Raw genomic sequence first — 23491 nt, 5'->3', positions numbered from 1 at the left:
TCATTCGGCCGGGGTCAGATTGGTTTTACCCTCGACCAGATCTTTCAATTCATTGCGATAGCGGCGGGCCGAGCGGGTGATCGCAGGCTCGCTGAAATCCTCGCGCATACCAACCATTCGACGCGCAGCCCCGGCAGATACTCCACTAAGTGCTGACAGCGGGATTGCCAGTGCAAGGCTGATCGCAATCGGTGCCAGCCAGATCGAGACAAGGCCCGACAGGATACCGACACTCAGCGCAACGCCGCTGACCGTCTCAAGCGCGTGACAAATAAGCAGTGTTCGCAGCCCATAGCTGCCGCCATCGCGCGCTTGCGGTGACCATCCGCGCTGAACGCCAAAGGCGGTGCGGAACACAGCGATCATCTGCTGAACCATCAGGATCGGCGCATAGAGGATGGACAGAACCACCTCGGCCAGAAACGAGGTCACAAATCGCCGCTCGCCACCGAAATCGGCATAACGCACACCGCTGAGCGGCAAAGCCAGAACGCCCAGCACCTTAGGGGCCAGCAGCATGGCATACATCACCAGAATGATCAGCACATGGCGGGTTTCGCTCATCTCGGGCCATTGCGGGAACAGCGGGTTGTCAGGGCTGAAATAATGCAGAACCGACGCGTCCTCACCCTGACCAATCACAGCCCACATCACCAGCAAGGCAAACCACAAGGGCGACATCAAATAGCCCACGGCACCATGGAACATGTGAAAGCGCGACACGGCCCGGAATCCGCTGGAGCCCAACAGTTTCAGATGTTGCAGGTTGCCCTGGCACCACCGCCGATCCCGCATCGCGTGGTCGATCAGAGTGGGGGGTGTTTCCTCGTAAGAACCACGGATGCGCGGCAGGAACCGAACGGCCCAACCGGCGCGGCGCAGCAGACCGGCCTCGACAAAATCGTGGCTCATGATCAGCTTGTCCTGACCGCTGAATGACCGCAGCTTGGGCAAACCCGCACAAGTGGCAAAGGCCTTGGTGCGGATAATGGCGTTATGGCCCCAATAGTTGCCCTCTTGCCCGCACCAACGGGCCAGACCTTCGGCAAAAGCGATGCCATAGACGCCATTGGCGAATTGCTGCATCCGGGCAAAGACCGATTGTGCGCCGATCAGCTGCGGATAGCTTTGGATCAACCCCGCACCCGGATCACGCGCCAGCGCATCGGTCAGGCGATAGATCGCGCGCCCGGTCATCAGGCTGTCTGCATCCAGCACCAGCATCGCGTCCCACTCTGCGCCCCAGCGGCTGACCCAGTCCGAGATATTGCCAACCTTGCGGTCGGTATTCTGTTCGCGGCGGCGGTAATAGAGCTCTAGCCCCGGGGCCAGCGTGGTGCGCAATGCCTCGACGCTGGCCTGTTCCTGCGCTGCGATTTCGGGGTCGCGCGTGTCCGAGAGGATGAACATGGCATAGTGATGCTGCCCACCCCGCGTCTGAAGATCCTCAAGCATTGTGCGGGCATTGCCGAGCACGTTCCAAGGCACTTCGTTATAGATCGGTGTCAGCAGCGCCACGCGCAGCGGCTGCGCCTTTTGGTTCCGGTTGGGCGCGTCCTGACGCGCCAGCGACACCATGCCCAGCAGCACGGTGCAGACCGTGAAGGAAATCCAGAAGAAGTTGAACGAGATCAGCGTCAGCAGGATCGCTTCGACCAGATTGATCCCTTCCGCACCAAACCAATCGCTCATGACCCACAGCAGGCCAAGCGTTGCGGCCATGGCAGGCGAAAACGCCAGCGCGCGCCAGAACCCGGCCGAGGGGCCGCGGGCGTTGGACGGCGCATCCGCGTCGCGAAACCGCGCCTGAAAACTCTGCGCTGGCATCGCCAGAGGTGCCTCGGGCGGCATGATATGCAGATCGCGGTTCATATGGTCCAACGGTAGAGCCAGACCTCAGAGGCTGGCTGTTTGTCTTTCAGAAGCTGCGCGCGCAGCTCAACATGGTTGCGCTCGCCAGGCTGGAAGGAAAACGCCAGCCGCAAACCGCCCGTATCGGGGTTGCGTTGCAAAACGCCATCCGAGGTTTCGGCATGAGGCGAATCCACAAAAATCGTCATCGCGTCAATGTCGTCAAACAGATCGCTGGCCTCGAAATCGATTACCGCCAGACGACCTTCTCCAAAGGTGTTTTCCCCCATGGCCGAGTTGATCACGCGTGGCATCGGCGTGCGCTGAGGCTCTTCACCCCAGATCAGGCGATAGGACAGGTCAACCTGGCTGCCTGCGGCATAAGGCTCGGCTGGGCGCCAATAGGCAACGATATTGTCATAGATCTCCTGATCTGCCGGTATCTCGACCAGTGTGACCGTGCCTTTGCCCCAATCTTCATTTGGTTCTACCCAAAGACCGGGTCGTTTGTGGTAGTTGGCCTCAAGATCGGCGTAGTCCGAGAAGTCGCGCTTGCGCTGCATCAAGCCGAAGCCGCGCGGGTTCATATCCACGAAAGACGAGATTTGCAGGCGCGTAGGGTTGGCCAGTGGACGCCACAGAACCTCACCCGCGCCATTGCGGATCATCAGACCGTCGCTGTCATGTACGGCAGGGCGAAAGTCATCGAACCGGCTGTGATTTGTGTCGTCAAACAGGAACATCGAGGTGCCCGGTGCGATACCCACATGCGGCAGATCTTCGCGGGGGAAGAGGGTGGCTTCGACATCCATCACGCAATCCGCGCCCGCCGTGACGTTGAAACGATAGGCGCCGGACACAGATGGGCTGTCCATCAACGCGTGCACAACCATGTTGCGCTGGCCCGGTTTGGGACGCTCCAGCCAGAAGCGAATGAATTCGGGGAATTCCTCGCCATCCGGATCACCGGTTTTGAGTGCCAGGCCACGGGCCGAGAGGCCATAAACCTCGTGCAGGCCAATAGCGCGGAAATAGCTGGCCCCCTGCCAGACGCAGAATTCGTCAGTCTTGCCGGGGCGATGCATCTCGGTACGCAGGCGCAGACCCGAGAAGCCCAGAGTGTCATCGATCGGCAGCTTTGGCACGTCTTCGGATTTGTCGAACATCGCCAGATCGAAGACGACCGGCTTGATCATGCCGTCCTCGACCGTCGAAACCTTTACGGTGCGTGGGAAATACAGCCCAGGAGTAAAGAAATCGACGTTGAACGGCGTCTCGGTCTCATACCACAGCGCGCGGTCCAGACGGAACCGGATCGAGCGATATTGCTGATAGGTCAGGTCCTGCCATTCCTGTGGCACCATTTCGCGCTCAGCATAGGGTCGGCTGGCCAGATCCCTGGCCATTTCAATCACATCATTGCGATCAAACGGAACCTCGCCCCCCGTTGCATATGCTGAAGGGGCCAGCGCCAGCGCTGTTGAAGAGGCCAGAAACGCGCGACGGGTAAAATTCATTTCTTCGACCTCCAGGGTTGTGACTTGAACCAAGCTGCCAGATAGGCCACGCCGATGATCATCGCAAAGCCAATCATGTTGGCCGCAAAGACAGTGGCAACATCCCGCCCAGCCTGATCCAGAACGACGCCGATCAGGCGGGCAGCGGCCATGGAAAACACAAACACAGCAAGGGATTGCTGACCGACCTTGGTGATGACGGCCAACAGGGCCTGCCAGATCCGGGCACCAACGCTATGGCCTGTGGCGATCAGACGGTGACCCTTTTCGCCCGCTGCGACCCAGCCCAGATAGGCCAGCGCCAAGAAGTGCACATAGCGCAACAACCCAAATTCGGTCTTGCCGCGCAGCTCTTCGGTCAGCGGCCAGCCCTTGCGCAGCACCGCCCCCAAATCCGGGGCCGCATTGTTGATCCAGCTAAAGACTTTCCACGAGCCGAAAGGCGCAGACAGAATCAGGAATGCCACCGCGACCCAGATCAGGGTTTTTGATACAGGAGGGGCAGGGATCCAGCCGCGCATGAAGGCAAAGCCCGTGAAAAACAGCAACTGCCAGCCGAACGGGTTGAAAAACCACTGCCGCTCTGACCACGGCTCGGCCGGCAAGGCCAGCACACCGGTCTGCGCCACCAGCCATATCGCCACACACACGCCCGCCATCAGCCAGAAGCTGACACGATAGAGCGCCATGTAAAGCGGCATCAGCGCCAGCACCACAAGATACATTGGTAGGATGTCAAAGTAGTTGGGCACATAGGTCAGCGTGAAAATCCCGACCATCTGGGAGGCAGGGTCCTTGAAGAAATGCTGCAGATTCAGCGACGAGATATAGGTCTTTTCAAACGCACCGGTCTGATCGAGCGCGGCCATCGTCATGGCAACAAAGAAAAACAGGCAGATATGGGCCCAATAAACCTGCCAGATGCGGAATGCCACGCGTGCGGTCCCCATCCACCAGCCTTTTTTCAGAAAGGCTCCGCCAAAGGCGATTGCCGATGCCATGCCCGAGCAGAACACAAAGATCTCTGTCGCGTCGGAATAGCCAAACCGGGCCGGGATCCAGCGCGCCCAGGGGTCGTTCGGGATATGCGCAATCAGGATGATGAACATCGCGATGCCGCGATAGAAATCCAGCCGCGGATCACGCGTACGAGCAGGGGCCGCGGCCTGGGCTGCAGCGGGTGCAAAGTCAGAAGAGGGCGAAATTGTCGCCATTCGGTCTTGGTCCTTATTGGTCTTGTCGTTACTCAGCCGGAACGCTTTGTGCGTCGCGATTGTCGCGGGCCGCTTCGATCAATGCGCGACGGGCCAGCGCATAGTTATCCTCTCCGCCACAGCGTTTGGCGCGGCGGTCATCCAAAATTCGCTCTACATCATCCAGGCGCCCCGCACGCAAGCCGGAATCGATTGTAATCCGTTCGAAAACGTCCCGTTGCGCGTGACTGCCGCCTGCCAGCTGCATACCCGCGCGCGCGGCCGATAGGAAGTTGAACGCTTCGCCGTACAGCCCGTCACCAAAGGCTTCGAGCCCTTTTGCTGCGGCAACGCCCGGGTCTGACATGCGGATTGCCGTATCACCGTGATTGCGCTGCGCGTCCTTCTGGATTCGGTTCAGCATCTTTCCAGTGGCATCGCCACGGTTGTCACCGGTCAGGGCCAACAGATAATGCAAATCGGCAAAGATCAGGCAGCCGTCCTCGGTGCGCGCTGCACTCAGGTCTGCCAGCTCTTCCCACCGGTTACCGACATTCACGCCCTCAAGTTCCAGCCGCGACAGCAGCGAGGTGGCGTTCGAGATATCCCGGTAGTCGTCGGTCTTGTCTTTGCGGATATGTTCATCGTAGAGCGCCATCACCTGATCGACTTGACCCAGATCCAGATGCATCAGCGCCTTATGCCACCAGACGTGATAGCGGAAGTTGTTGCAATGCGCCCAAGCCTCTTCGCGCCCGGCCAGCCAGTCGAGACCAAGCTGCGCGTTGCCCGTCATTTCATGCACATGCGCCACCGCGTGTAGGCCCCAGGCATCGTCCGAGACCATCCACAAAGCCTGACGGCCCGCGATTTCGGCCTTGTCATAGGCTCCGGTTTCTTCAAGCGCGAAGGAGTGACAGCCCAAAAGGTAGCCACGCCCGGCATGGCTGGGCTCATAGGCTGGCATCACCCGTTCAATCGAGCGGCGCATGCCCTCTGCGTCGCCCAACACGAAACGGGTCGCATGGCTGAGTTTCATGGCAAGCGTGTCTTCGGGATGCGCGCGCAGAATCTCTTCAAATTTCTGCACTGCCTGCGACGGTAAATCGGCCAGATAGAGCGTCAAAGCGTCAACATAAAGCTGTTCGCGTGCCGAAACGGGCTGCCTCTCAATTGCGGCCTTGGCGGACGTCAGCGCTTCGGCTGCGACCGGATACATCTCGCGCCGGCCCAGCAGGATCATGAAAAGGCCCTTCACCGCATGGCCGAGCGCGAAATCTGGCTCAAGCTCCAGCACCTTGCCCAGGTGCTGAGGGGTGACGGCGGCATGTGCCATGAACCCAAGCAGAACACCATCCCAGGCTTCGACGGCCGCCGGCTGGGTCAGGGTGTTCAGTTGTCCAAAAACGTCGTGTTTCATGCTTGGGTCCAATCTGGTTGCGGTATTTACACTGTTCGATGTAGCAGAGTGTGCATTGCCCACGTACCAGTATCGACCGTGCTCTCGAATTGGTGAAATGCCGTGTGCGCAAAACCCGAATTAAACCGCCGATTCAACGGCATGTTTCAGCAACTTGCCGCCGAATTGGGCAAGTGTTTCAGTCTTCGAAGGGGTTTTCGGCGTTCAGAACAGACGATGTGTCCGCGCCGCAGACCGGAGGGGCGCTGCGATATGTTACAGGTGTGCGTGACAATTTGAGCGGATTCCCGATCAGGTTGACTGTTCCGGGCTGCGCTTGCATGGCGATCTGCATCTGCCTGGCAGCAACCTGATCCGTTGAAAAAACCTGATCCAAGGTCTGCACCGGGCCCACCGGAACCTTGACCGCCTCAAGTCCCGAGATGACCGCCTGCGTCGTCAGGCTTTGAACCGCCGGGCGCAGGATCGCATTCAATGCATCCCGATGTTCAAGTCTGGACGGGTTGGTTGCAAATCTGGGATCCTCGGCCAGTTCGGGTTGGTCGAGAAAACCACAGAGCTTGCGAAACTGACTGTCATTGCCCACTGCCAGGATCACGTGCCCATCGGCTGTTTCATAGACGTCATAGGGAACGATGTTGGGGTGCCCATTGCCACGGCGCTGCGGAACGTTGCCGGATGTCAGATAGTTCACGCCTTCGTTGATCAACCACGACACCTGTGTATCTACCAAAGCCAGATCGATTTGCTGTCCTTCGCCGGTTTGGTCGCGATGCCGCAGCGCGGCCAGAATTCCAACCGTCGCATACATCCCGCACATGACATCAGCGATGCCCACGCCCACTTTCATCGGCGCACCGTCGGGATCCCCGGTCAGCGACATGATCCCGCCATAGCCTTGGGCCATCAGATCATAGCCAGGTTTGCTGGCGTTCGGTCCGGTCTGTCCATAGCCCGAGATTGAACAATAGACGAGGCCGGGAAACTCAGCTGACAAAGTAGCATAGTCCAGCCCGAACTTGGCCAGTCCACCGGGTTTGAAATTCTCGATCATAATATCTGCATGAGACGCCAGCCGCCGGATCTCGGCCTGACCTTCGGGCGATGAGATATCCAGCGCCACGGATTTCTTGTTGCGATTGGCCGACATGAAATAGGCGCTGAGATCTGAGGCATTACCCTCTGCATCCTTCACATAGGGCGGGCCCCATTGCCGTGTGTCGTCGCCACCCGTGGCCGGGTTTTCGATCTTGATCACAGTGGCGCCCAAGTCACCCAGCAATTGCGTGCAGGTCGGACCGGCCAGAATGCGGCTCAGGTCCAGAACTTTCACGCCTTTCAGCGGTCCTTCAGATGCGGCCATCATATGCTCCACGGTCAATTTCAGCCGCTATAACGGTGAACTTGTCCGCTTGCACGGCTTCATTCAAAGCTGCGCGCAATTCCGCACGGTTGCGCACTGTGTGACCATATCCGCCAAAAGCGCGTCCCATCGCCGCAAAATCGTGGCGGTCGAAATCGACGCCGCGATTGCCCATCTGACGCTGACGTTGTTTCAGCTCGATCAGCGCAAGGCTCGCATCCACAAAAACCAGAAAGATCGGGTTATGCCCCGGGTTTCGTGCCATTTCGGCGGCTGTCGACAGCTCTCCGGCTACCATCAGGAACCCCGCATCCCCGGAAAAGCTGATAACCGGACGGTCTGGCGCGGCCAATTTCAGCCCCATCGCCATCGGCACCGCACATCCCATCGTGCACAGAGCCGAGGATTGGATCAGCCCGCGTTCTTCATGGCAGTTCCACATCTGGCTTAACAGGATGCGGTGGGCGCCACTGTCTGCGGTGGCCAGCGTTTCAACGGGCAGGGTGGCGCGCGTCTCGGCGATTACTGCCGCAGGCCCCCAGTCTTCATCTGTCGGAAACGCCTGCGCCAGCGCGGCCTTGACCTGTTCAGGCTCACAAGCAGGCCACGTTTTCCGCGCGGGGTTGCCCTTGGCGATGGCTTCCAAAGTCTCACCCGTGTCTGCCACAAGGTTCAAACCGGCCTGATGCATATAGTGATCGTTGACCACCGCAGAAATATCGATGACGCGCTTTTCCGCCGGATCCCAGATTTCACGCCAACCGGGGCGCATTTCGATGGGGTCATAGCCCAGACACAGGACCAGATCGGATTGCTCGACCAGCGGCACCAGATGCTTGTCGGCCAGTGGCGACAGGCCAGCACCACCCAGACATAGGGGATGATCTTCTGGCACCACACCCTTGGCCTTGTAGGTGGTTACAAAGGGAATGCCGAAATGTTCCACAAAAGCCTGAACCACGCTGCGCGAGTCATCATAGAGCACATCCAGACCGATGATGGCGATGGGCCTCTCGGCCTCGGCCATCCAGCGGCGCGCCTTTTCCAGACACTCGCCACCGGGGCTGACCGGGGCCACCTTGGCCAACCGGCGGCGTTTGACACCGGTGACGGGTGTATCTGCGACCGAGATGGGTACATCGATATGCACGGGGCCCGGGCGCGGCTGATTGGCCAGCGAGACGGCTTTGTCGGCAATGATATCGGCGCCCTTGGCGGTCAGTGTAAAGCTGCCTTTGGTGATCGAATGATAGACCTGACCGTGATCCATGACCTGATGGGTATAGGTCAGCGCCTCATCCGCATCGACACAGCCGGTCAACACGATCATCGGCACTCGGTCTTGCAACGCATTGGCGACAACGTTGATCCCGTTCATGGCACCGGGCCCTAGGGTGGCGACCAGAATGGCAGGCGCGCCGTCGCGGTGATGTACCGCTTCGGCCATGAACCCGGCCGAGTTCTCGTGTTTGGTCAGATGAAAGGTGATCCCCGCCTTTTCCAACGCGTCCACAAGGGTCAAAACCTCACCGCCAGGCATCCCAAAGGCATGGCGGCAGCCCGCCTCATAAAGTCGTTGGGCCAAAAGATCCGCAGCGCGGGGCGAGGGGTCTTGCATCAAACATACTCCGAAATCACTTCTGACCTGCAAATTGCGGAGGTATGGCGCGGAAGCAAGTCGGTTCACGCCAGTGTGACTATTTGACTGCGTCTTCGGCGATGTTTTGAAACGTTTTGTCCAATTCGCGCGCGATTTCCTGCAATGGTGCGCCGCCTTCAAAGACATAAGGCGCAAAGACAAAGCTTGGGGTTTTGTAGGACAAGTTGGCCGAGCCGTCCGGGTTTTCAGTCACATAAAACCGGATCGGTGCTTCGATCATGGCGCTGGTTGAGGTTTCCAGAACGCGCACCGCATAATCGTTGTTAAAGACGCCAATCACCCGATTGCCGGGTATCGTAATGCCTCGTGCCGCCGCCGCTTTGGTCGGCCCGGCCTGCGTCACCACGATCAGCCCGTTTTCCTTCACCGCCGCTTTGGTTGCATCGACCAATTCGTCATAGCTCTTGTCTGTCGGGTAAACCGCCCAACCGTCTGGCGTGTCCTGCGCCATGGCGGGCAGGGTCCAAAGAAAGAGCAATGGGATAAGGCGTTTCATGGCATGTCTCCAGTCTCTCAACGCAGCCTATGTGCCAGAAATGCAGGTTTCATGCACACACAAAGCCGTGTGGTCCGTTTAGCCGTCGCGCTGTTTCAGCAGATAGATATCCATGATCCAGCCATGATCTGCGCGCGCCTTAGCGCGGGTGGTCAGGATCTCTTCGGCAACCCGGTCCAGAGGGCCCTTGATCAGCAACTCTTCTTTCATGCCAACATAGGCGCCCCACCAGATCTCGTATCGCTCCATATCAAGGTTTTGAAAAGAACACTCCCCGTCCAGCATGACGGCAACTTTCGAGGCCGATTTGGGCCAGCCTTCGTCGCGAAGCCGGCGCCCGGTGGTCACCACATAAGGCGCGCCCAGATCGTTGATTGGAATTGCATGGGCTGCTGTCAAAGCCTGCAACGCGGTGATGCCGGGAATAACCTTGATCTTCGGGTTGTGCTTCAGACGCGCGGCAATCCGCAATGAACTGTCATAGAGCGACGGATCGCCCCAGATCAGCAGGGCGATGCGCTCAGCACCGGGATGCGCGTCCATCGCCTCTTGCCAGCGCAGGGCGATGGCATCATGCCACTCATCAACGCCGCGCAGGTATCCGTCATCGCTCCGGCGTTTCGGGATATCGAAATAGGCCAGTTCCGGTGAGGTGTCAGTCACTTGAGCGATGATGTCTTCGCGCAGCCCCGCCAGATCAGCTTTGTCCACACCCTTGCGCGGGATCAGGATCACCTCGGCTGCGCGGATCGCCTGAACGCCCTGCAGCGTGACGTGATCGGGATTGCCAGTTCCGATACCGATCAGGCTCAGCTCAATCATCGTCAAACGCAGCCAAAGGCCCATAGAGGATCAATGCCGGTGCTTTGCCAACCTCGGATTTCAACTGCTCGGCCAGTTCCCCAATCGTTGCCCGCTGCAAGGTCTGATCGGCTGTCGAGACCGATTCAGCCAAAAGCGCGGGTGTGTCCAATGGCAGGCCGTTGCGATGCAGCGCTTCAACCAGCAGGGGGAATGTGCGTTTGCCCATGAACACGACGCTTGTCGCCAAAGGGTCGGCCAGCGCGGCCAGGTTCAGGTCATCGGGCAATGCGCCGCTCACGTCATGACCGGTCACAAATTGCACGCGCCGTGCGGTCAGGCGGCGGGTCAGGGGAATGCCGGCTGCGGCAGCCGCAGCCACGGCGGACGGGACACCTGGGATGATCTCATAGTCGATCCCGGCGGCCCGCAGCGCCACCAGCTCTTCTTCCAACCGGCCAAACATGCCGCCATCGCCCGATTTCAGGCGAACAACTTGCTGCCCGGTCTTGGCGTAGTCCACCAGCAACCGGCTCACATGGTCCTGCTTGGGCGAGGGGCGCCCGGCGCGCTTGCCCACACCCACCAGATCGGCATCGGCACGCGCATGGCTCAGGATCGGTCCGCTGCTCAGATCATCGAACAGAACCGCATCTGCCTTTTGCAGCCGGTCCACGGCTTTCAATGTCAACAGCTCGGGGTCTCCGGGGCCCGATCCGACGAAGGAAACAAACCCGCTCATGCCGAGGCCTCGGCGATCAGGTGAAAGAACGTGCCGGTGACAGGGCCACGCACCGACCCGGTTTGTGGCCCTTCCGCACCCTCGGCGTCAAAAACCCGGGCCAGTGGCGCATCGGGTTGCTCGACGATTGAGGAATAGTGAAACTCATGCCCGCGCAGCGCCGAGCCGACGGCGAGGCCGGGCATCGGGGCCAGCAATTCGGCGCGGCGATAGCCAAGGTTGAACTTGCGTTTTTGGTACGAGGTCACCAATCCCAACAGGCCCGCCATCTGATGCTGCACGCCCTCCTTGTCGATCAGCGCCTGACCCAGAGCCATATAGCCTCCGCATTCCCCATGCACAGGTTTGGTTTCTGCATGTTTGCACAGCCCGTTTTGAAAGTTTTGCGCAGCGGCCAAAGTGCCTGCGTGCAGTTCCGGGTAGCCACCCGGCAACCAGACCAGATCAGCGTCATCTGCCGGCGCTTCGTCCGCCAGCGGTGAAAAAGGCAAAATCTCGGCCCCTGCCGCGCGCCATCCTTCCAGCAAATGCGGATAGGTAAACGAAAACGCCGCATCCCGAGCCAAAGCGATGCGCTGTGCCGGAGGCCGCGGCAGCGCGGCTGACGATGGCCCAACAGGGCCTGAGGAAGCCGCCCGTTTGATCGCCTCCAGGTCCACATGCTCACGCAGGAACGCCGCATAGCCCACAATTGCGCTTTCCAGATCGGGGTGCTCAACCGCTTGAATCAGACCCAGATGCCGTTCGGGCAGCGTCAAATCTCCGCGCCGTGGCAGGACGCCCAGCACCGGCAGGCCCGCGCGCTCCATGCCCAGCCGCGTCAGCCGTTCATGGCGCGGGCTGGCGCAGCGGTTCAGGATCACGCCCGCAAAAGGCAGATCGGGGTTGTACATCTTAAACCCCAAACCCGTTGCAGCCGCCGATTGCGCTTGACCGCCCACATCCAGCACCAGCACCACCGGCCAGCCCATGCGCAGCGCCGTCTCAGCGCTTGAACCGTGCCCCAGCTCACCGGGTTTGGCCACACCGTCAAACAATCCCATCGAGCCTTCGGCGACCACAATATCCGCGCCCTCAGACTGGGCCGAGATTGCACTCAGTAGCCCGTCACTCATAGCCCAGCTGTCCAGATTGAACGAGGCCCGCCCCGCCGCCGCGCGGTGAAAAGCCGGATCGATGTAATCCGGTCCGCTTTTGAAGGGCTGCACGGTCAGCCCATCCTGGGCCAACGCGCGCAGCAGGCCCAGCATCACGGTGGTTTTGCCGGTGCCCGAGGACGGGGCCGAGATCAAAAGGCCAGGGGGGTTCGTTATTGGCTCACTCATTCTCGGGGCTCCAGCTCGACCACGGGCTGTCCGCACTTTGCGGGCGATATCTTCGGTCATAATCCTTTGAATACAAGCAGCTTTCGTCGAACCCTTCCCCCGCCAAAGCCGGGCCCACCAGAATCAGTGCCGTGCGCGAGATTCTGTCATCCAAAGCGTCTTTCAAAGTGGCCAGCGTCGCCCGGATAATCCGCTCATCGGGCCAACTGGCGCGGTAAACCACGGCCACCGGACAATCCTCGCCATAGGTCGGGCTCAGATCGGCCATCACCGCGTCCAGATTTCCGATTGACAGGTGAATGGCCAGAGTTGCCCCGGTGCGGGCAAAATTCGCAAGCGTTTCGCCCTCGGGCATTGATGACGCGCGCCCCGGTGTGCGCGTTAGCACCACCGATTGTGCCAGCCCCGGCAGTGTCAGTTCCGTACCCAACGCCGCAGCCGCAGCGGCAAAGGACGGCACGCCGGGGGTCACGCTCACCGGGATGCCCATGTCCTTGAGGCGCCGGATCTGTTCTCCCATCGCCGACCAGACCGACAGATCGCCCGAATGCAGGCGCGCCACGTCCTGACCGGCCTGATGCGCGGTTTCGATCTCGGCCATGATCTGGTCCAGATCCATCGGCGCAGTGTTTACGATCCGGGCACCGTCCGGGCAGTGGCTGAGGATTTCTTCCGGCACCAGCGACCCGGCATAAAGGCAGACCGGACAAGACGCGATGATATCGCGCCCGCGCAAGGTCAGCAGGTCGGCGGCACCTGGTCCGGCACCGATGAAATGAACGGTCATGTCTGTCCTCCGATGGCAATGGCGCAAGTGGCCAGCCGGTCGTCTGAAATTTCTCTGGGGCCAAGCAGCCGCGCACCCGCTCCTGCAGCGGCAAGTGCGGATGCCTCTGCCACGCTGCCGGTTCCGTATGCGGCCCGACTATGGTTCGAGCTTGTAAGCGTCCGCTGCTGCGCCAGATCATGCTTTTCGATCAGGTGCAGCGGCAATGCAAGGCTGTCTGCAAAAGCGGCAAGCGCCGGATGGCCGTCCTTGTCCCTGACCGTCGCAAGCGCCGTCACGAGATGCCCATCCGTCGCTGCGCCATAGGCCGCGCGCAGGCTGTCGATGGTGGCACCCGATGAAAACCCAAGGCCAGCCACGATCATAGCGTGACGCTCCATTGCACGACCGGATAGGCCGATTTCCAGCCTCGACGTGGTCCCAGTGGGGCAGAGTGCGCAAGCTCGATGCGCAACAGCTCTCCGCCTATATCCGCCTGCCACTGCGCCAGCAGCGCTTCGCTTTCCAACGTCACGGCATTGGCCACCAGTCGCGTGCCTTTTGGCAAGGTATCGCGTAACCAGCCCAGCAACTCGGCGCTAAGGCCGCCACCGATAAAGACCACATCCGGCAAGGGTAAACCCGACAAGGCTTCGGGCGCCGTGCCATGCACCACGCTCAGCCGATCCTGCCCCAACGTGTCAGCGTTGCGACGGATTCGCTCGGCGCGATCTTCTCGCGGCTCGATAGTGGTGGCGGTCAAAGACGGATCACACATCAGCCATTCAATGCTGATCGAACCGGTACCACCGCCGATATCCCATAGATGCTCACCGCGCTGCGGGGCCAGAGCCGACAGAGTCAAAGCCCGGATCGGGCGTTTGGTGATCTGGCCGTCGTTTTCGAAGATCTCATCCGGTCTGCCGGTGGCTTTGGGCAAGGCGCGGCCTTGTCCGGCGACCTCAAGCCCGACGCAGACCGGGTGGTCGAAGGTGCCCAGCAGCGCCTCGGTCAGCGAAACGGAATGCGCCCGTTCACGCGGGCCGCCCAAGGCTTCCATCACGTGCAACTGTGTGTCGGCAAATCCTGTTTCGGTCAGATACCGCGCCAGTTCAGCGACCGCCGCGCCGTTGCGCAGCAAGATGATGGCGCGCAGCCCCGGGGAAAGGTGCGGGCGCAACCGTGTCAAAGGCGCCGCGTGCAGGCCGAAGGTTTGCGTGGCTTCCAAGGGCCATCCCAAACGTGCAGCAGCCAGCGAAAAGGTTGATTGGCCGGGCAGGGCGGTCCATTCTCCGGCCGCAAAACTGCGCGCGATAACCGACCCTGCGCCAAACCAGAACGGATCGCCCGAGGCCAGAACCACGGTGGACCGCCCGCGATATTGCTGCAACAACGGCACCCCCTCGGCAAAAGGTACGGGCCAGGAGATCCGCTCGGCGCTGCTTTCGGGCAGCAATGACAGGTGGCGGGGCGGGCCCATGATGATCTCGGCCCGGTCCAGCACTTGACTGCTTGCGGGCGACAGGCCATCAATCCCGTCTTCGCCCAACCCCAAAACGGTCAGCCACGGAGCGTCAGTCATGTCTACCCCCCTGATCCCAAATCTGTTGATCCTGGGTGGTACGACCGAGGCCAACACTCTGGCCAAAACCTTGTCCGAACAGGGTGCTGCAGCGACTTATTCCTACGCCGGACGCGTGGATACGCCCCGCCCGCAGCCGCTGCCGACCCGTGTCGGAGGGTTTGGCGGCGTCGAAGGGTTGATCCATCATCTGCGCGAGAACACTATCACTCATGTGGTGGATGCCACCCATCCCTTTGCCGCCCAGATGAGCCGGAACGCCATCGAGGCTTGCACTGCAACCCAAATCCCCCTGGCGGCGCTGACCCGCCCGCCATGGGTCGCCGGGCCCGGTGATACGTGGCAGCATGTTGCGGATGTCCCGGCTGCTGTTGCCGCCTTGGCAGGCGCGCCGCGCCGGGTGTTTCTGGCCACGGGTCGCTTGCATCTTGAGGCGTTCGCCGCGCAGTCCCAGCACCATTATCTGCTGCGGCTGGTCGATGAGCCTGACGGCGTGCCATTGCCTCAGGCCGACGTGGTTGTGGCGCGAGGTCCCTTTACCGAGGAAGGCGATCGCGCGCTGATGCAGCACCATGGGACGCAGCTTGTTGTTTCGAAAAACGCCGGGGGCACGGGGGCGCAGGCCAAGCTGGATGCTGCGCGGTCCTTGGGCCTGCCTGTACTGATGATCGACCGCCCAAGCCTGCCGCAGCGGGTCGAGCTGTCGCATGTCTCGCAGGTTCTGGACTGGCTGGCTCATTCCTGACCCTTATCAGGGGTAAAGCGCGGAGTGTAGACAATCGGGGATCCCGCACGCTCAATCAAGCGTGTTCGGGACGAGCCGACAATCACCACCGTCTGCATATCCGCCATGTCCGCCGTGGCTTCGGCCAGGGTCGACACCCGGATCGCTTCATCCGCGCGCGACACCGCACGCGCAAACAGGATCAACCGGTCCGGCTCGCAGATATTGCGCAGGATTTCCAGTGTTTTCTCAAAGCCTTCTGGGCGAGACTTCGAGCGGGGATTGTAGAAGGCCATCGCGAAATCAGCCTCGACCGCAAGGCGCAGGCGTTTTTCGATCAGTGCCCAGGGCTTGAGGTTGTCGCTGAGGTTGATGACGCAGAAATCATGCCCCAACGGCGCGCCCGCACGTGCCGCAGCCGCCAGCATCGCAGTAATTCCCGGCAGCACGTCAATCTGTAGGCCGCGCCAGGCTTTCGGGCCATTCTCAACCGCTTCGAACACAGCTGCAGCCATCGCGAAGACACCGGGATCACCGGAGGAGACGACGACAACCCGTTTGCCCTTTGCTGCCATCTGCAACGCGCGCTGCGAGCGGTCGATCTCAACCCTGTTATCGCTGGCGTGCAGGGTCAGCCCCGGGCGTTCAGCTATGCGGGCGACATAAGGGATATATCCAACAATGTCCGTAGCCTCAGCCAGTGCGGCAGTTACCTCGGGCGTAACAAGTGCTTCACTGCCCGGCCCGAGACCTGCGATCTTGACCCATCCGCTCATGGGCGTCGACCCTGACCATGGACCAGAATGATCGAGAAATAGGGAGTGAAATCCGGGCAATTCTCGGATAGTTTGCAAACCCTCTGGTTCGGCATTTGCGCGTATTCGACGATCCAGGCGCGCTCATACATCCCGGCGGTTTTCAGCGCGCGGACCACCTTGTCAATGTTGCGCCCGATCTTCATCACCACCAACGCGTCGGTCTGCGCCATCTGTTGGGCCAGGACCTCTTCGGGCAGGGTGGCGGCCAGCACTGTCAGGATATCATCCCCCCAGGTGATTGGATCCCCTGTGGCCGTCCAGGCGCCGGACATGCCGGTAATGGCAGGGACGACCTCGACCTGAACAGTATCGCGTAAGCGATTGTAAAGATGCATGAAGGATCCATAGAAGAACGGATCCCCTTCACACAGAACCACCACATCCTCGCCGCGATCGGCCAAGCCCTTGAGGTGCTGCGCGCAATCTTCATAGAACTCGGAGAGCAACGCATTGTATCTCGGATCACTCAGAGGGATTTCCGTGGTGACCGGGTATTCCATCGGAAATTCAACCGCGTCAGTCGAGATCACGCCTTCGACGATCTTGCGGGCCTGACCGCTGCGCCCGGGTTTGCGGAAGAAAGCCACATGGCGCGCGGTGCGCAACAACCGGTCTGCTCGAACGCTCATCAGGTCGGGATCACCCGGGCCAAGTCCCACACCGTATATGGTGCCGCTGCTCATTCCGCGCGGCTCGCGATGGCGTTGATGGCCGCCACTGTGATCGCGCTGCCGCCCAAGCGCCCTTTGACGATGCACGAGGGTACGGGTTGAGCGGCCCAGAGCGCATCTTTGGATTCGACCGCGCCCACGAACCCCACGGGGCAGCCGATAATGGCCGCCGGGCGTGGGCAGTCCGGGTCTTCCAACATGTTCAACAGATGAAACAGCGCGGTGGGCGCGTTGCCTATGGCCACCAACGCGCCCTCCAGATGCGGTCGCCACAGTTCCAGCGCTGCGGCAGAGCGGGTGTTTTGCATCTCAGCGGCCAACGGGCGTACCCGCTCGTCATGCAGCGTGCAGATCACCGGGTTGTCGGCGGGCAGGCGAAAGCGGGTCACGCCTTCGCTGACCATGCGCGCGTCACACAATATAGGCGCGCCGTTTTCCAAGGCTGTGCGGGCGGCCGGCACAAAAGCGGGCGAGAAATGCACGAACTCCTCCAGCCCGACCATTCCGGCGGCATGGATCATACGGACAGCAACCTGCTCTTCATCCGCGTCAAACCGCGCCAGATCGGCCTCGGACCGGATGGTGGCAAAGCTCTGTTTATAGATCGCCGCGCCGTCGGTTTCGTATTCATAGGGCATCAAGTGAAGTCCATGGTCATCAGAGTTTTTTCGGTCAGGCCGCGTTGCAGGGGCTCATCCCCTGCGCGGCCCTGTTTGACAAGATCAAAACGCCCGTTCTGTCCCACCAAAGTGATATCGGCGGGGGCTTTGCGGGCGCAGCCCTTGGCGCAGCCCGATACATGCAGGCTGCCGGAAACGCGCGTTGCCAGAGCGCGGGCGATCTTGCGTGTTGCCACTTGCGCTTGCGGGCAGAGCGGTGCACCGGGGCAGGCGTCGGTGCTCAGGATCGGATCAGTGCCATCTGTGACAAAGCCCGGAGCGGGTATCGCCGCCCCGCCTTCCAACAGAAACAACCGCCACGGGGTGACCCGCAGGGCAGAGGCATTGCTCGCCTCCATCAATTCCCTCAACGCACGGGCGGGCAATTGACCAAAGGCGGCTCCATGGAGCGGTCCCAGAGCGCTTTCGCCCGGTTGTAGTGGCCTCCCAATGGGCGCGGGGTGCACGCCTTGCCAGATATCTGGCAGGTCATGGCGTGCAACGACCTGCGCCATGCGGCGCACTTCATCGCTACTGTGTTCTGAGAACCACCGCGCCAGCGCGATAAGATCATCAATGGCATTGCTCTCATCAACCGGCTTCCCGGTTTCGGCACCGTCCGCGCGGAGGATCAAACCGTCAGTGCCGGTTTCTAGTCGGATATCTGCCGAATCCGATGCCAGCAAGCGCTGCGGGCCTGCGTCGATAGCAAAACCGAACTTGGCGGGCAGGGCAGGCAACTCGCCCAACCGGTCAATCAACTCTTGCGCCAGCCGCGCCGTGCGGTCATGCGCTTTACAAAGCGGTGTCACCAGCATGTTGCGGCGCATCTCGATGCCGGGTTCTGCGTCCAGCAAGCCAAGCTCAGCCAATTCAACCAATAGCGACCGGTGATCCTTCTCCTGAACTCCGCGCAGTTGAAGGTTTGCGCGGTTGGTCAGGTCAATGGTGCCATTGCCAAACCGCTCGGCCAACGCACACAGCCCCAAAACTTGCTGCGCCTCCAGCCGTGCCAACCGAGGTCGCACTCGGACGACCAAACCATCGCCAGACATCATCGGGCGATGCGCGCCGGGGCACCAGCCCTGGACAATCGGCGCGCTCACCCCAAACCCTCCAGATCGGCCCGGATCGCATTGCGGCGGGTGTTCCAAAGACCGGCGTCCAGAAGGGCGCGAAACCGATCCTGCATGGCCTGATGCGCCCGTGGGTTTGCGTCTTGCAGAAAGGCATCCACCTCGGTATTGCCCAACGTGGCATCGTGGTAGAGATCGAAGAGATGCGGCGCTACCGTTCCAGACAGATGCGCGAACGAGGCCATGTGATCCAAGGTCGCCGCAATCTCGGCCGCGCCACGGAACCCGTGCCGCTGCATTCCGGCGATCCATCCGGGATTTGCGGCGCGTGCGTGGACAACGCGGCAGATCTCTTCAGGCAAGGTCCGCGCGCGCGGGGTCTCGGGCCTGGTGTTGTCCAGATGGTAAAGCTGCGCCGTTCCACCGGTCAGCGTTTTGGCAGCTGCAAATCCGGCCTCGTGCGTTGCATAGTCGTTGGCCAGCAAGAGATCGGTCTCGGTCAGGTCTTGCAGGTGCACAAAGCTGTCGGCCTGCGCCACGCGCTGTGCGATCCCGTCTTTGTCTTGCGCGATATGATCGCCTTCCAGCGCGAATGAACTGGCCTCCAGCCATGCTTCCCCGGCCTGAACGCGGGCCTCGTCCGTGTAGGTTTCAGACAGTTGGGTCATGTTGACACCATAGCTGCCAGGGGCCGGGCCATAGACCCGGGCCGAGGGCGCATGACCGGCATAGGGGTTCCAATCCGGTGCTTCATCGCGTGCAGCCAGCGCTTTGATGGCTTGCCCGAACAGGGCCGACAGCGTCGGGAACACGTCGCGAAACAGGCCCGAGACGCGCAAGGTCACGTCCAGACGCGGGCGGTTAAGGTCGGTAATTGGCAGAACTTCAATTCCCGAAACCCGTTCCGAGCCCGCATCCCAGACAGGTTTGACCCCAAGCAGGTGCAGCGCCATGGCGAATTCTTCGCCCGCCGTGCGCATCGTAGCCGAGCCCCACAGATCGACGATCAGCCCTTTGGGATAATCCCCTTCCTCTTGCAGATGCCGCCGGACCAGTTCTTCAGCCAGTTTGACGCCCTGAGCATAGGCCGCGCGTGTGGGCACCGAGCGCGGATCGGTGGTGTAAAGGTTGCGCCCGGTGGGCAAAACATCGGTACGTCCGCGATAGGGCGAGCCCGAGGGACCAGCCTCGATCCGTCGCCCGGCCAGCGCGTCGATCAACGCGTTGCGTTCAGCATGGGCAGATGGGGCAGGGTCGAAATCTCCGGTGATCTCTGGGATACGACCATAGATATGCAGCCCGTCCCCGAACTGGCTTTCCTTGATGTCGCAGACAAAGCGGTCGATGCGGGTGATCGCCTCGGCGGTGCTGGTGGCCTGATCCAGGCCCAGATCCTGTTCCACCCCGATGGCTTGCGCCTCATCCCGGATGTCCTCTTGCAGCCGGTCACGGCGCTTGGGATCGAGCCCGTCCGCATTCGAGAACTCATCCAGCAGCGATTCCAGCCGCACCATGCGATCCGGCGTGCCGCTGTCTTTCAGCGCGGGTGGGATATGGCCCAGGGTCACGGCCCCGATCCGGCGTTTGGCTTGCGCGGCCTCGCCCGGGTCGTTGACGATGAACGGGTAGATCACCGGCAGGTCGCCGACAAGCGCTTCGGGCCAGCATTCAGTGCACAGGGCAACAGACTTGCCGGGCAGCCATTCCAGCGTGCCGTGGGCCCCGATATGGATCAGCGCATCCGCGCCCAAGCCTTTGCGCAGCCACAGATAAAAGGCGACATAGCCATGTCGCGGTGTGCGCGAGAGGTCGTGATATTCGTCATCGCGCAGCGCGGGCGTGCCCCGTTCGGGTTGCAGCGCGACAAGCGCCTTGCCCCGGCGCAGCGCAGTGAACTGGAACGCGCCATTGGCAAAGGCCGGATCGTCCTCGGGCGCGCCCCAAACGGTTTGCAGTTCTGCGCGCAGTTGTTCCGGCAAAGCGGCGAGAGCGGTCGCATAATCTGCAAGAGGCCAGGATATGCGTGCGTCGAGCAAGCATTCTGCAATGGGGGCAGCCGGGGCTGTATCGTATCCTGCCGTTTGCAGGTCGCTCAGCATCGCTTCGGCCGAGGCGAGCGCGTCCAGACCGACAGCATGGGCCATCTGCCAGTCTTTACCCGGATACGTCGAAAGCACCAATGCCGGGACCTGATCGGAAATTGGCTTGTCTTGCAGGTTCAGCCAACCGCACAGACGGTCAATTACAGCCTCGATCCGCTCAAGATCAGGTCGGTGCGCAAAGCGTGAGTATTCCAACTGCGGGTCACGCTTGCCGGGTTCTTTGAACGACACGAGCCCTGCATTGATCCGGCCATCGACCTCGGGCAACACAACATGCATCGCCAGATCTGCCGGTGACAACCCGCGTTCCGCCTCGGCCCAGGCTTTGCGGCGCGACGTGGCGAGGGCCACTTGAAACACCGGCACATTGGCCGCGTCCAGAGGCGACGTGCCCGATGTACCTTTGCCCGAGAATGAGGTGGCGTTGATGATCGCCGACGGGCCTAGGGCCACAACTGTCTCGCGCAGCCAATCCGCCGCGTTTGGTGCCTTGAGCGACGGGGCGAAAAGCCCGACTGCCTCAATCCCGCGTGCGCGCAGGGCGCGGATCAACGCCGCAATTGGGGCAGTGTCGGCAGAGGTCAGGTAAGCACGATAAAACGTAACCAGCACGCGCCGCGCATCACCGGTAAATGCCGTGTCCGCCGAGATCACGCCCCGATCCGGGCACCAGACACCGCAGTCGGGGATGGTTTTGGCCCCCATCACCGGACCCGCATAAAGCCCAGCGGCAAGTGCCATCTGCGCCAGCGCTGCCTGCGCCGCAACTTCGCCACCTGTGTCACACAGATGCGCCAAGCGCCGCAGGGTCGAGACGGGCAGGGTGGAATAGTCATCCAGCCGCGTATCCTCGCGCCCATCCGCCGGTAAGACCGCCAGTGCAATGCCTTTCGCCTGTGCCAGCGCCAGTACTTGCTGTAGCCCGTAAGACCAATAGGGAACCCCGCCGATCAGGCGGATCAGGATGCCCTTGGCACCTTCCAGCGTCTGTTCCACATAGGTGTCGACCGATAGCGGATGTTTCAGAGCCGTCAGATTGGCCAGCCTCAGGGTTGGCATATCCCCGTCGGGCCCGCCGCCGCGATGCCAGCCAGCCGCGAAAGCGCCCAGGTCACTGTCCGAAAAGGACAGCACCACCAGATCCGCCGGGCTCTGGCCCAGATCGGTCGGGGTCTCTGTCTCTTCGAGCCCGTGGCTTTCGCGAAAGACGACATGCATGGCTTATTCGGCAGCCTCGCTTACGGGCGCAAGGATAGCGCGTATCTCTGCTTCTTTGATGTCGTCATGCTCGGCGATCACCACAAGGCGCGACCGTCGGTCTTCGCCCGGTTGCCACGGACGGTCATATTGATGACGCACGCGCGCACCCACGGCTTGCACCAGAAGACGCATCGGCTTGCCCTGCACAGCGGCATAGCCTTTGACGCGCAGAATGTTCAGCTCGGTGGCTAGACGTTCGATTTTCGCCACCAGATCAAGCGGGTCGCTTTGTTCTGGCAACTCGATGATGATGCTGTCGAAATCGTCATGCTCATGATCGTGGTGGCCGTCATGATGCGATGGGCGCGCGTCCATGTCATCTTCGGCCGCGGCCTCAAGCCCCAGAACAACGCGCACATTCACAACGCCTTCGGCAACTTCGACCACCGGCAGCGGGCGCGGAGCCTCGGCGGCGATCACCGCTTTGGCCTTGGCCACGCCTTCGGGACCGGCCAGATCGGGCTTGGTCAGCAGGATGATATCGGCACAGGAAATCTGATCTTCAAAGACCTCGGACAGGGGTGTTTCATGATCAATCGAGTCATCCGCCAGCCGCTGCGCATCGACGGCCGCCACATCTGTTGCAAAGCGACCCGCAGCGACCGCCTCGGCGTCGGCCAGGGCAATGACACCGTCCACAGTGATTTTCGAGCGGATATCGGGCCAGTCAAACGCCTTGAGCAGCGGTTTCGGCAGCGCCAGACCCGAGGTTTCGATCAGGATGTGATCGGGGCGCGGCTCTAGCGCCATCAACGCTTCGATCGTGGGGATGAAATCATCGGCCACGGTGCAACAGATGCAGCCATTGGCCAGTTCCATGATGTTCTCGGCAGGGCAATCAGGGATCGCGCAGGATTTCAGGATATCGCCATCAACACCGACATCGCCGAACTCATTGACGACGACGGCCAGGCGCTTGCCCTGAGGATTCAGCATCAGATGCTTGACCAATGTGGTTTTGCCAGACCCCAGAAAGCCGGTGATCACAGTGACGGGAAGCTTTTCAAGCGTGCTCATTTCAGGGCTCCAATCGGGGGAATACGTGCCGCACAGTTCTTGCGGAAATGCTCAGGACGCTCACGCCATTTGACCAAACCGTCTTCGGTCTCCAGGTATTTCGTGGCGCCGTCGACGATGGTCTCGACATGGTCGGTCTCGTTCAGGTGTTCATAGACGAATGTCCAGCGATTGGGCCCGCCGCGCAAAACGATGGAACAGCCTTCGTCGCAGTTCGACAGGCATTCAACGGCTTTCAGCGTGATCCCTTCGGGCAGATCAGCTTGCGCCAGCGCCTTGTGCAGCAATGCGCCGGGCCGTTCCGCGTCGTCCTCTATGGGCAGGCCGCGCCGACAGGTGGTGCAGACCAACAACTCGACCGGTACTGCCTCGGTCATATCTCTCATCCCCCCAGATCCTTTTCGTGGGGGACGGGGTTTCATGCGGGTCACGTCAGACCCCACTCCGG

At 61.2% G+C, this 23491-nt stretch carries 21 protein-coding genes; 1 reads left to right on the top strand and 20 read right to left on the bottom strand.

Annotated features, from left to right (window positions below):
- The 13 genes from mdoH to cbiE form a co-directional block, all read right to left on the bottom strand.
- Positions 1–1872, bottom strand: coding sequence for a glucans biosynthesis glucosyltransferase MdoH (mdoH, locus tag GOV38_RS04800; protein ID WP_171207804.1), 1872 nt, complete (start codon positions 1870–1872; stop codon positions 1–3).
- Positions 1869–3368 (bottom strand): glucan biosynthesis protein, encoded by a 1500-nt coding sequence (locus GOV38_RS04795; RefSeq protein WP_171207803.1) that lies wholly within the window; start codon positions 3366–3368, stop codon positions 1869–1871. The genes mdoH and GOV38_RS04795 overlap by 4 nt, the downstream gene beginning before the upstream one ends.
- Positions 3365–4582: an OpgC family protein gene (locus tag GOV38_RS04790; protein WP_171207802.1), complete on the bottom strand. Its 1218-nt coding sequence runs from the start codon at positions 4580–4582 to the stop codon at positions 3365–3367. Before GOV38_RS04790 ends, GOV38_RS04795 begins: the two co-directional genes overlap by 4 nt.
- A 28-nt stretch (positions 4583–4610) precedes the next feature.
- On the bottom strand, positions 4611–5981 hold the full coding sequence (locus tag GOV38_RS04785) for a tetratricopeptide repeat protein (protein ID WP_171207801.1): 1371 nt from the start codon (positions 5979–5981) through the stop codon (positions 4611–4613).
- Positions 5982–6159: 178 nt separating this feature from the next.
- Complete coding sequence (locus GOV38_RS04780; RefSeq protein ID WP_171207800.1) at positions 6160–7344, bottom strand: CaiB/BaiF CoA-transferase family protein; 1185 nt, start codon at positions 7342–7344, stop codon at positions 6160–6162.
- The gene (locus tag GOV38_RS04775) at positions 7331–8962 is read right to left on the bottom strand and encodes a thiamine pyrophosphate-binding protein (RefSeq protein WP_171207799.1); all 1632 of its coding nucleotides are present in this window, start codon (positions 8960–8962) and stop codon (positions 7331–7333) included. Before GOV38_RS04775 ends, GOV38_RS04780 begins: the two co-directional genes overlap by 14 nt.
- A 79-nt stretch (positions 8963–9041) precedes the next feature.
- Entirely contained in the window at positions 9042–9500 is a 459-nt protein-coding gene (locus GOV38_RS04770) for a DUF302 domain-containing protein (protein WP_171128749.1), read from the bottom strand.
- Positions 9501–9578: 78 nt separating this feature from the next.
- Positions 9579–10322 (bottom strand): precorrin-6A synthase (deacetylating), encoded by a 744-nt coding sequence (gene cobF, locus GOV38_RS04765; RefSeq protein WP_171207942.1) that lies wholly within the window; start codon positions 10320–10322, stop codon positions 9579–9581.
- The gene (cobA, locus tag GOV38_RS04760) at positions 10315–11043 is read right to left on the bottom strand and encodes a uroporphyrinogen-III C-methyltransferase (RefSeq protein WP_171207798.1); all 729 of its coding nucleotides are present in this window, start codon (positions 11041–11043) and stop codon (positions 10315–10317) included. The genes cobF and cobA overlap by 8 nt, the downstream gene beginning before the upstream one ends.
- Positions 11040–12368, bottom strand: coding sequence for a cobyrinate a,c-diamide synthase (locus GOV38_RS04755; protein ID WP_171207797.1), 1329 nt, complete (start codon positions 12366–12368; stop codon positions 11040–11042). The genes cobA and GOV38_RS04755 overlap by 4 nt, the downstream gene beginning before the upstream one ends.
- The gene (cobM, locus tag GOV38_RS04750) at positions 12361–13155 is read right to left on the bottom strand and encodes a precorrin-4 C(11)-methyltransferase (RefSeq protein ID WP_171207796.1); all 795 of its coding nucleotides are present in this window, start codon (positions 13153–13155) and stop codon (positions 12361–12363) included. The genes GOV38_RS04755 and cobM overlap by 8 nt, the downstream gene beginning before the upstream one ends.
- Positions 13152–13520, bottom strand: a complete 369-nt coding sequence (locus GOV38_RS04745; protein ID WP_171207795.1) for a cobalamin biosynthesis protein — start codon at positions 13518–13520, stop codon at positions 13152–13154. Before GOV38_RS04745 ends, cobM begins: the two co-directional genes overlap by 4 nt.
- A complete protein-coding gene (cbiE, locus tag GOV38_RS04740; protein WP_171207794.1) occupies positions 13517–14716 on the bottom strand; it encodes a precorrin-6y C5,15-methyltransferase (decarboxylating) subunit CbiE in 1200 nt (399 codons plus the stop codon). Before cbiE ends, GOV38_RS04745 begins: the two co-directional genes overlap by 4 nt.
- Between cbiE and GOV38_RS04735 the strand changes: the two genes are divergently transcribed.
- Entirely contained in the window at positions 14715–15461 is a 747-nt protein-coding gene (locus GOV38_RS04735) for a cobalt-precorrin-6A reductase (protein WP_171207793.1), read from the top strand. The two genes, cbiE and GOV38_RS04735, sit on opposite strands and share 2 nt — an antisense overlap.
- Here the strand turns inward: GOV38_RS04735 and cobJ are convergent.
- Genes cobJ through GOV38_RS04700 form a run of 7 tightly spaced genes read right to left on the bottom strand, consistent with a single transcriptional unit; the run spans position 15452 to position 23420 of the window.
- On the bottom strand, positions 15452–16216 hold the full coding sequence (gene cobJ / locus GOV38_RS04730) for a precorrin-3B C(17)-methyltransferase (protein ID WP_171207792.1): 765 nt from the start codon (positions 16214–16216) through the stop codon (positions 15452–15454). The two genes, GOV38_RS04735 and cobJ, sit on opposite strands and share 10 nt — an antisense overlap.
- Positions 16213–16941 (bottom strand): precorrin-2 C(20)-methyltransferase, encoded by a 729-nt coding sequence (locus GOV38_RS04725; protein WP_171207791.1) that lies wholly within the window; start codon positions 16939–16941, stop codon positions 16213–16215. Before GOV38_RS04725 ends, cobJ begins: the two co-directional genes overlap by 4 nt.
- A complete protein-coding gene (locus GOV38_RS04720) occupies positions 16938–17567 on the bottom strand; it encodes a precorrin-8X methylmutase (RefSeq protein WP_171207790.1) in 630 nt (209 codons plus the stop codon). The genes GOV38_RS04725 and GOV38_RS04720 overlap by 4 nt, the downstream gene beginning before the upstream one ends.
- Positions 17567–18694: a precorrin-3B synthase gene (gene cobG, locus GOV38_RS04715; protein ID WP_171207789.1), complete on the bottom strand. Its 1128-nt coding sequence runs from the start codon at positions 18692–18694 to the stop codon at positions 17567–17569. The genes GOV38_RS04720 and cobG overlap by 1 nt, the downstream gene beginning before the upstream one ends.
- The gene (gene cobN / locus GOV38_RS04710) at positions 18691–21984 is read right to left on the bottom strand and encodes a cobaltochelatase subunit CobN (protein ID WP_171207788.1); all 3294 of its coding nucleotides are present in this window, start codon (positions 21982–21984) and stop codon (positions 18691–18693) included. Before cobN ends, cobG begins: the two co-directional genes overlap by 4 nt.
- Before the next feature lie 3 nt (positions 21985–21987).
- Complete coding sequence (gene cobW, locus GOV38_RS04705; protein WP_171207787.1) at positions 21988–23043, bottom strand: cobalamin biosynthesis protein CobW; 1056 nt, start codon at positions 23041–23043, stop codon at positions 21988–21990.
- Positions 23040–23420, bottom strand: coding sequence for a DUF1636 domain-containing protein (locus tag GOV38_RS04700; protein WP_171207786.1), 381 nt, complete (start codon positions 23418–23420; stop codon positions 23040–23042). The genes cobW and GOV38_RS04700 overlap by 4 nt, the downstream gene beginning before the upstream one ends.
- Positions 23421–23491 lie beyond the last annotated feature (71 nt).

This window comes from Ruegeria sp. HKCCA5839 (assembly GCF_013035585.1).
In the GTDB taxonomy this organism is placed as follows: Bacteria; Pseudomonadota; Alphaproteobacteria; order Rhodobacterales; family Rhodobacteraceae; genus Ruegeria.
The sequence above is the reverse complement of the archived record's forward strand: the minus strand, read 5'-3'. Positions and strand labels throughout refer to the sequence as shown.

Bases quoted from the DNA above. Each gene is read 5' to 3' on its own strand.
- mdoH (WP_171207804.1), bottom strand. From the start codon at position 1,872: ATGAACCGCGATCTGCATATCATGCCGCCCGAGGCACCTCTGGCGATG.
- GOV38_RS04795 (WP_171207803.1), bottom strand. From the start codon at position 3,368: ATGAATTTTACCCGTCGCGCGTTTCTGGCCTCTTCAACAGCGCTGGCG.
- GOV38_RS04790 (WP_171207802.1), bottom strand. From the start codon at position 4,582: ATGGCGACAATTTCGCCCTCTTCTGACTTTGCACCCGCTGCAGCCCAG.
- GOV38_RS04785 (WP_171207801.1), bottom strand. From the start codon at position 5,981: ATGAAACACGACGTTTTTGGACAACTGAACACCCTGACCCAGCCGGCG.
- GOV38_RS04780 (WP_171207800.1), bottom strand. From the start codon at position 7,344: ATGGCCGCATCTGAAGGACCGCTGAAAGGCGTGAAAGTTCTGGACCTG.
- GOV38_RS04775 (WP_171207799.1), bottom strand. From the start codon at position 8,962: ATGCAAGACCCCTCGCCCCGCGCTGCGGATCTTTTGGCCCAACGACTT.
- GOV38_RS04770 (WP_171128749.1), bottom strand. From the start codon at position 9,500: ATGAAACGCCTTATCCCATTGCTCTTTCTTTGGACCCTGCCCGCCATG.
- cobF (WP_171207942.1), bottom strand. From the start codon at position 10,322: ATGATTGAGCTGAGCCTGATCGGTATCGGAACTGGCAATCCCGATCAC.
- cobA (WP_171207798.1), bottom strand. From the start codon at position 11,043: ATGAGCGGGTTTGTTTCCTTCGTCGGATCGGGCCCCGGAGACCCCGAG.
- GOV38_RS04755 (WP_171207797.1), bottom strand. From the start codon at position 12,368: ATGAGTGAGCCAATAACGAACCCCCCTGGCCTTTTGATCTCGGCCCCG.
- cobM (WP_171207796.1), bottom strand. From the start codon at position 13,155: ATGACCGTTCATTTCATCGGTGCCGGACCAGGTGCCGCCGACCTGCTG.
- GOV38_RS04745 (WP_171207795.1), bottom strand. From the start codon at position 13,520: ATGATCGTGGCTGGCCTTGGGTTTTCATCGGGTGCCACCATCGACAGC.
- GOV38_RS04735 (WP_171207793.1), top strand. From the start codon at position 14,715: ATGTCTACCCCCCTGATCCCAAATCTGTTGATCCTGGGTGGTACGACC.
- cbiE (WP_171207794.1), bottom strand. From the start codon at position 14,716: ATGACTGACGCTCCGTGGCTGACCGTTTTGGGGTTGGGCGAAGACGGG.
- cobJ (WP_171207792.1), bottom strand. From the start codon at position 16,216: ATGAGCGGATGGGTCAAGATCGCAGGTCTCGGGCCGGGCAGTGAAGCA.
- GOV38_RS04725 (WP_171207791.1), bottom strand. From the start codon at position 16,941: ATGAGCAGCGGCACCATATACGGTGTGGGACTTGGCCCGGGTGATCCC.
- GOV38_RS04720 (WP_171207790.1), bottom strand. From the start codon at position 17,567: ATGCCCTATGAATACGAAACCGACGGCGCGGCGATCTATAAACAGAGC.
- cobN (WP_171207788.1), bottom strand. From the start codon at position 21,984: ATGCATGTCGTCTTTCGCGAAAGCCACGGGCTCGAAGAGACAGAGACC.
- cobW (WP_171207787.1), bottom strand. From the start codon at position 23,043: ATGAGCACGCTTGAAAAGCTTCCCGTCACTGTGATCACCGGCTTTCTG.
- GOV38_RS04700 (WP_171207786.1), bottom strand. From the start codon at position 23,420: ATGACCGAGGCAGTACCGGTCGAGTTGTTGGTCTGCACCACCTGTCGG.